Below are 6701 nucleotides of genomic sequence, written 5' to 3' on the forward strand. Positions count from 1 at the left end.
CATAATGGGCATTTAAAAACACACTCTTATGAAAAAGTATATCATAATTTCCACTCTTGTTTTAAGTTTCGCTTTCGCACCTCGACTTTGCTCGGCACAGGCTACAGCGCAAACAACTACAGTTCTCGATACCATATATGCCAACGACACCAAAAACGTTGCATTATTCTTCCCTGAACCTATTCGGCAAGGTATAACCGGCTCAGATAATTTTGTTTTTACCTACAATCGTGAAAAAGAGCAGTATTTTGGACTTCTTCAAGCAAAGCCTGGTAAAGAAAGTAATCTGTTGGTAGTCAATAGAAATGGTTCAATTTTTTCGTATATTGTAAGGTATAAAAAACAGCTATCTAAGCTCAATTATTTCATTCCGCTATCCAATAGTATCGGAAATGAGAAACCAATTAAGGTCGATTCGATTCTTGCTGAATCTTCTGAAGAACGTGTAGATAATAGAACCTATTATTACCAAAAATTCTGCTCGTATCTTCTCAATAGAAACCAGCGTATCGGTCGGATTAAGAAGCGAACGCAAGGCATTGTCTTGACTGTTGAAAATGTTGTTTTTGATAAGGAAGAACTCTACTTCGTTATCCAGATTGAGAATAATTCTACTTTGGATTACGATTTGAATTTCTTAAACCTTTCGATTGAAACAAGACAAAAGGGGAAAAGAAAATCGTTACAACGCTTGTATCAAGAACCGATTTATAAACATAATCTGCCGTCCAAGATTAAGGAAAATGAAATGGCTCGCTTTGTATATGTGATGTCCAAGTTCTCATTATCCGATGACCGCAGGGCGATTTTAGAATTGAATGAAAAGGATGGCGAACGAAATATAGAAATGAAACTATCACATAGATATATTAATAACCCAAATTAATACTGTTATGAAAAAAATTGTTGTTTTATCGCTCATAGTACTGTTCCTTTCTTGTGCTGATTCTGAAACTAAAATTTCGGGACCAAGTGCCACAGCTCAGATTGTTATTGAAAGCTTTTATGAAAAGAATGAGGAAGCTTTAAAAGCCAACTCAACACCACAGGCATATTCTAACTATATGAATACTATAAATATGTTTAATGCTACGGTAAAGGATGATTCAAACTTTACTGTTTTACAGGATACGATTATGGGTGACGTGGCTTGGGTAAAATATACAACAGCCTATGATAAGACACCAGGCCTTTTTAAACTGGTTAAGCAAAATGGCAAATGGTTGGCGGATGCGAGAGGCTCAAAGGATAAATCGCCTTTTTAAAAAGAACTTTTATTTTAAGCTTTATCAGTTCTTATCGAGATTTGTTTCCCAGTAACCTCGTGTTCCACCCACACGCTCTATAAAGCCAGCATCCTTCAAATTGTTTAGATGCTTTTGGATTGCAGATTGGTTTATGTGTAAAACTTCTGCAATTCCTGAACGGCTTATTCGGTTATCTGCAACAATTAACTTTAAAACCTCCTTTTGTCTATGTGTCAATTCTTTGATATCGTCAATTTCAGTATCTTTTTGACCACCTATTTGACCACCTTTTAGACCACCCATTACACCACCTATTTGACCACCTTCTTTGATAGTGGTTTCTTTAGCGATAAATGTCATTCTAAGGAAGTTATCTGAAAAAACAAAACTCTCTTTACCATAATAATCCAAAATACGAGGGATGCCAGAGCCTAATTGCTCTACCAGTTCTAAATCTTTGAAAATCCGCATCAGTTCCTTGTTACGTGGAACTGAAAAGCCTTCAAAAAATTCTTGCTCGCTCAATCCTTCAGGTAAACCACCTGCCGATGTGATTTCAATTCTATCCGCAAAGATTTCGAACTTTGGGGTAATCTCATTGGTATAGTCATTATGCACAAAAGCATTGATGATGGCCTCGCGCAATGCGATAGGATTCCATAGGTTGGCTTGCTGTCTTTCTTTAGCTGTTATTTTTGTGTTGGTTCGGTTCTCGACAGCAATTTTATCTATCACTTGCTTGGTGGCTTTGACCAAACATTCGTGTCCGTATTCGTTACTTTCTATAAGGTCTGTCCGGGTTGTGCCGGAATACTTGGCCACCTTTATAGAAGTGTTGTTCTTATCTGCCAAAAGATAGCCGGCATAATTGAATGCGCCATCTTCGGTAAGTAGCTCCAGATTCTTTGCGAATGCTTTACCAAGGGAATATCCCGATTCCTCGTAATAAATTTTCAACTGGCTAAAGCTTAAATCCTGCCGACCAGCTTTAATTTTACTGATGGAATTTCGGGTACGTTTAGCAAACAGCTCGTCTATCATTTTTTGCGGCATCGGTTCAGCAGCTGAACCTAAACGAATGAAACAACCCTTTTCGCTCATCCCGTATTTTTTGAGATGATACGGTTTTTCTGGACCGCTTGCCAAAATGATTTTCAGGATATTCTTGCCATCTTGTTCTTCGCTTACAATATCAAAGAGACCCAAAGCTGAAGGACGGATATTGTTCTTTAACCTGTCTTTAATTTTTAATTGGTCGCCATCCGCATCAGCCAAACCATACGTGTTTCCTTCCTTATTAATACCGATATAGATAATGCCGCCTTCGCGGTAGTTCAGAAAAGCAATGACCTCTTTTTCGAGTCCATCGGTAAGTTCTCTTTTGTATTCTATACGGTTTGTTTCGGTCATTAATTCAAATAAAATCTGACTGTAAAGATAATAATATTAAGTTGTGGACATTGGTTTTGCCCCATATGATAAAGTACCTAGCATTTTTAAATTCGTAAATCATATTTTATTCTTTCTTTGTTAGAATAAATTTGAAATCCAGATTTTTTTAATGACACCATCTGAACAATATGTTGCCGACTTATGCCAAAAATCGTTTCTTCCTTTTTGGAATTTCCCTAACCCTATTGGTAAAAAGAATAAAGAATTGTGTGATGTTTTGGTTATCTGTGGCAATTATATTTTAATAATTTCGGTAAAGGATATTAGGGTATCTAGTCATACGGATAAAAAAGTGCAATATGAGCGATGGGTAAAAAAAGCTGTTGAAGATTCAGCAAAACAAATTTATGGTGCTGAACGCTTTCTTAAAACTGCTAACGAAGTTTATGCAAAAAATAGAACAAACAAGATTTCCCTGCCACCGAAAAACGAGAGAATAATTTTTAGGATTGCGATAGCGTTTGGTAGTGATAACACATTCCCCTTACCGTATGGGGAATTTGGTCAAGGCTTTGTTCACGTTTTTGATGAAGAATCTACCTCTATCCTATTGAGTGAATTGGACACCATTACAGATTTTACAAGATATCTTACTGACAAAGTGCAATTTCTGCAAGGAAAATATTTCTCAATGCCTAAAGAGTCTGATTTTCTTGCTTTCTACATCCAAACTGGTCTTGATGTTGATGAAAAAACTGATGCGATAGTATCAGATGGTGGCTTATGGGAATCTTATGTAGCATCTAAAGAATACGTAGAGTGGCAAGCACTTTTACCTCAAAGTAAAATTTGGGATTATATGATTGCTCAATTGCACGACTATCATATTTCCGAAGAAACGTCAGATAAATTTAGGAATGAATACGAGGAAGCTATTAGAGTTATTAATCTAGAATCTCGAATAAATCGAATAGAGCTAGGTGGAATACTGGATAATGCTATTCAAAGGAAATTAAGTGCTAGAATGCTAAGGCCTTTAAAGGGTGCTAAACATTGTTATGTTTTTATGCCTTTAACACCTAAGAACTGGGAAGGTAAAGAAAATGAGTTAGAATTAAGATGTATGGTAGCCAGAATGGAAAACCCAACTATAGAAATGGTTATTGGTATTGGTTTTGGAAGCAATGGCGATGGACAAGATGTTTATGATATCTGCTCTCATTATATTCCTGAAATGAGTGAAGAATTTATTAAACACGCGAAGGAAGTGCAAGACGAATTAGGGTATTTTAAAAAGCCAACTTTCTCAAATAGTAAATCTTACAGGAAGGAAGATTTTAAAGGATTTGGACTTTGGTAGTATCACTATTTAAATGCAGGAAAATGTTTGTTAAAAACTAAACCACGCTGAAATGTTAAAATCTTCAAAATGTTAATTAACTTTAGCAATTTAAAAAATCAACAGTTTTTATGGATAAAGGCGCAAAATTTTATAGATGTGATTTTCAAGTACATAGCCCAAGGGATATTGCTTGGACAGGTGCTCGTTTTGGTGTAAACACTGAGCAAATAGCAGACCTAACACAAATTGAAAAGCAACAAATCGACGAGAATCGTGAACAATTTTGCAAGGAATACTTAGATAAAATTAGTAACGCCGGAATTAACGCTATTGCGATGACAGACCATCACGATGTGGTGTTTGTTCAACATTTAAGGAAAGTCGCTAAAGAGCAGAACGCAATTCACGAACTAATTGGTGAACCAGAAAAAATGGTGACCGTATTTCCTGGTATTGAACTTAGCCTTTCCAACCCGGCCAGTCAAGTGATAATAATTTTTGATGCTGATTTCGAAGACGTACATCTTAATTCTGTTCTAAATTTTATCGGTATTCAAGCTACGGACAAATACGATAGGCAGACAGTTCAAACTCAAAGAATTTCCCAAGAGGTGATTAACAACCTTTCACAGCTTCATAAAATTTTGGAAGAAGTAAACTATTGTAAAGGTAGGTATATAGTACTTCCCAACGTTGGAAAAGGTGGTCAGCATTCAATCATTCGTCAGGGCTTCCAAGAGCATTATATAAAGATGCCCTGTGTTGGTGGTTATGTTGATAAGGAAATATCTCAAGAATCAGGATATCAAAATAAAGTTAATGGTGGTGACGTTAATTACGGCAATAAGAGTATAGGTCTCGTGTCCACATCTGACAACAGATATGAAGATGGACGAGAATTTGGAAAATATTCTACTTGGGTAAAATGGGCAGAACCTACCGCAGAGGCAATTAGACAAGCGTGCTTAGCCAAGGAATCTAGAATATCCCAAGTCGAACCTGAAATGCCACAAATATTTATTGAAGGGATAGATGTTACAAATTCAAAATTTTTGGGAAGTTTTAATATCAAATTCAATCAACAATACAATGCATTGATTGGTGGAAGAGGAACAGGCAAGTCAACTATATTAGAATACATCAGATGGGGTTTGTGCGACCAAACCGTAAAAATCGGTAACTACGAAGAGTTAGATATTATTCAGAATCGCAGAGATACTCTTATAAGAAAAACTTTGACTGCTGTAGAAGGTGAAGTGCGTATTACAATGGTCAAGAATGATGTAAGGCATATTGTGAAAAGAAATTCTGCAAGCAGGGAAATACTGTTGAAAATTGGGGACACCGAATTTCAAAAAGTTAGTGAAGAGGATATTCGCAAAGTATTACCCATCCAATCATATAGTCAGAAACAACTAAGCGATGTTGGCGTTAAGACAGAAGAACTTAAGCGATTTATTGAGCAACCTATAAAAAGTGGTTTAGAGCGTATCTCATACAATTTAGATGAAACCAACTTAAAGCTAAAAAATGCCTATAATCAACTGGTACGCAAGAAAAAAGTACAGAATGAGATAGCCAATTTTAATATTGAAGGAAGTTCTATTACTGGACAGGTTAAGGTTATTCGCGAATCGTTGAAAGGTATTTCAGAAGCCGACCAAAAAACGATTGATAAAAAATCAAAATTTGAGTTAGAAAAGACAATAATAGAAAATACTGATTCTGAACTTACCCTTTTTGATTCCAAAACAGACGAACTTATAGAATTACTGAAGTTATACCCAGAACCTATTAAACCCTTTCTTGATAATGTTGAAAACAAGGATTTGATTATTAAGCTCGATACCGAAATAAATTCAAAATTCAAGAATATCAACGATGCTGTTCAAAAATTGAAGGATGTTTTTAGCGTAAACGGACTGAAGTCATACAATGAAATTGTCGAAGAATGGGAAAAAAAGGAAACCTTATTTAATTCTGAATATGAGGCAGCCAAAGGCAAGTCTCAATCCAGTCAAGAGCAATTATCAAATATAAAAAAGCTAGAAGACCGACTGGCTGAGATTAATAGTTTAGTTGCTGAGAGAAAATCTGTGATTAAAGAGCTTGGAAATCCTGAGAACGATTATAACGCCTACAAAGAAGAATGGAAAGACCTGCATATTAAAAAAGTTCGTGTTTTAAACGACCAAGCCACTAATTTTACGGATTTGTCTAACAACCTAATCAAAGCAGTAGTTACCAAAAATATCAATCTTGCAAATTTTAAGGAAAAACTGCGGTCAATACTCGAAGGAACGCGAATAAGAGAAGAACGAATAGATGCAATATTAGAAAATGTTCGCAGTAAAGCAGACCCAATTTCTGAATTTATATCCGTTTCCGAAGAATTGAGACTATTAGCCGAATTTAAGCTAAAGGAAGATAATCCAGAAGATTTACCTGCAACGCCAATCTTAGATTCAGTAGGTTTTACCGTAGACCACAAACTAAAAATTCAATCCAAAATTTCAACCGATGATTGGTTGCAATTATCGGCAATAGAATTGGAATTTAATCCTGAATTCTTTTATACTACAAATAATGAGCTCGGTGATGAAATTCCTTTTCAAGATGCATCTGCTGGACAACAAGCTACTGCACTTCTCACAGTTCTACTAAATCAACCAGGAATGCCTTTGCTTATCGACCAGCCGTATGCACCCCACCAAGTACAT

General features: G+C 35.9%; 5 protein-coding genes. 4 read left to right on the forward strand and 1 reads right to left on the reverse strand.

All coding sequences use genetic code 11. The features are described 5' to 3' along the window. Positions 1 to 28: 28 nt before the first annotated feature. On the forward strand, positions 29 to 886 hold the full coding sequence (locus tag B2Z27_RS15655) for a DUF4138 domain-containing protein (protein ID WP_286814352.1): 858 nt from the start codon (positions 29 to 31) through the stop codon (positions 884 to 886). A 7-nt stretch (positions 887 to 893) separates the two neighbouring features. Beyond that, a complete protein-coding gene (locus tag B2Z27_RS15660) occupies positions 894 to 1265 on the forward strand; it encodes a hypothetical protein (protein ID WP_286814353.1) in 372 nt (123 codons plus the stop codon). Positions 1266 to 1289: 24 nt separating this feature from the next. On the opposite strand, the gene B2Z27_RS15665 is transcribed toward B2Z27_RS15660, so the two are convergent. Next, the gene (locus B2Z27_RS15665) at positions 1290 to 2657 is read right to left on the reverse strand and encodes an RNA-binding domain-containing protein (RefSeq protein ID WP_286814354.1); all 1368 of its coding nucleotides are present in this window, start codon (positions 2655 to 2657) and stop codon (positions 1290 to 1292) included. Positions 2658 to 2808: 151 nt separating this feature from the next. Between B2Z27_RS15665 and B2Z27_RS15670 the strand changes: the two genes are divergently transcribed. Next, on the forward strand, positions 2809 to 3999 hold the full coding sequence (locus B2Z27_RS15670) for a nuclease-related domain-containing protein (RefSeq protein WP_286814355.1): 1191 nt from the start codon (positions 2809 to 2811) through the stop codon (positions 3997 to 3999). A 110-nt stretch (positions 4000 to 4109) separates the two neighbouring features. Further along, on the forward strand, positions 4110 to 6701 hold a 2592-nt coding region (locus B2Z27_RS15675), incomplete at its 3' end, for a TrlF family AAA-like ATPase (protein WP_286814356.1).

It is taken from the genome of Maribacter sp. UBA3344, from assembly GCF_002362375.1.
GTDB classification, from domain to species: domain Bacteria; phylum Bacteroidota; class Bacteroidia; order Flavobacteriales; family Flavobacteriaceae; genus Maribacter; species Maribacter dokdonensis.